This window comes from Streptomyces sp. NPDC054863, assembly GCF_053610825.1.
Genome location: NZ_JBSGZD010000584.1, coordinates 1 through 1,005, shown reverse-complemented (window position 1 = coordinate 1,005; position 1,005 = coordinate 1). Strand labels below are relative to the sequence as shown.

Annotated in this window: 1 protein-coding gene; it reads right to left on the bottom strand. The window is 69.3% G+C overall.

The genetic code is table 11. The features are described from left to right. Positions 1-947 (bottom strand): condensation domain-containing protein (locus tag ACWGIG_RS39070; protein ID WP_453326469.1); only part of this gene is annotated, 947 nt, incomplete at its 3' end. Positions 948-1,005: the final 58 nt, after the last annotated feature.

Sequence of the window (1,005 nt, the reverse complement as noted above, 5' to 3'; positions counted from 1 at the left end):
AGGGGAGTACCGATCGGAATGTCCTCCCCGGCACCGAGACGGTGCAGCAGAGCAGCCAGGGCCGCCTGCATCACCATGAACACCGTCACCCCCTGTACCCGGGCCAGGTCCACCACCGCCCGGTGCACCTCGGCGTCGATATGCAGACCGACAGTGCCACCACGGTGAGAAGCCACCGGCGGACGCTGCCGGTCGACCGGCAGCACCAACTCCTCCGGCGACCCCTCCAACTCCCCATGCCAGTAAGCGAGTTGCTGGGAAAGGAGGCTGTCCGGGTCGGTCTGGTCACCCAGGAGGTCCCGCTGCCAGAGGGTGTAGTCGGCGTACTGCACCGGCAGCACATCCCCTACGGGGATGTCCCCGACGGAGCGGGCCGCGTAGGCGGTCGACACGTCGCGGGCCAGCGGACCGAGCGACCAGCCGTCACCGGCGATGTGATGCATCACCACCACGAGTACGTGCGCATCGGGACCGGTCCGCAGCAGACGGGCCCGCAGCGGAATCTCGCCCGCCAGATCGAAGCGGTGCTCCACCGCCTCGGTGACCAGGCGGGTCAGCCCGGCCTGCTCGACCCCCTCGGCATCGATGATGGTCAGCAGGTCACCGACCGCGTCCACATCCACGATCCGCTGACAGGGCCGACCGTCCCCCGTGGCGACCACCGTGCGCAGCACCTCGTGCCGTCCCACCACATCACGCAACGCCGCATGCAGGGCATCGGTGTCCAGCGCACCGGTCATCCGCAGCACCATCGGAATGTTGTAGGTCGCCGACGGACCCTCCAACTCACCGAGGAACCACAGCCGTTGCTGCGCGAACGACAGCGGCACCACCCCCGACCGCTCCACCCGCCTCAGCGCGGGCCGGGACGCACCGGAAGCGGTCAGCCTGCCGACGAGAGCAGCCGGGGTGGGCGTCTCGAACACAGTCCGGATCGGCACCTCCACCCCGAACACCGACCGGACCCTGCTCACCAGACGAGTCACGAGCAAGGAATGCCCGCCG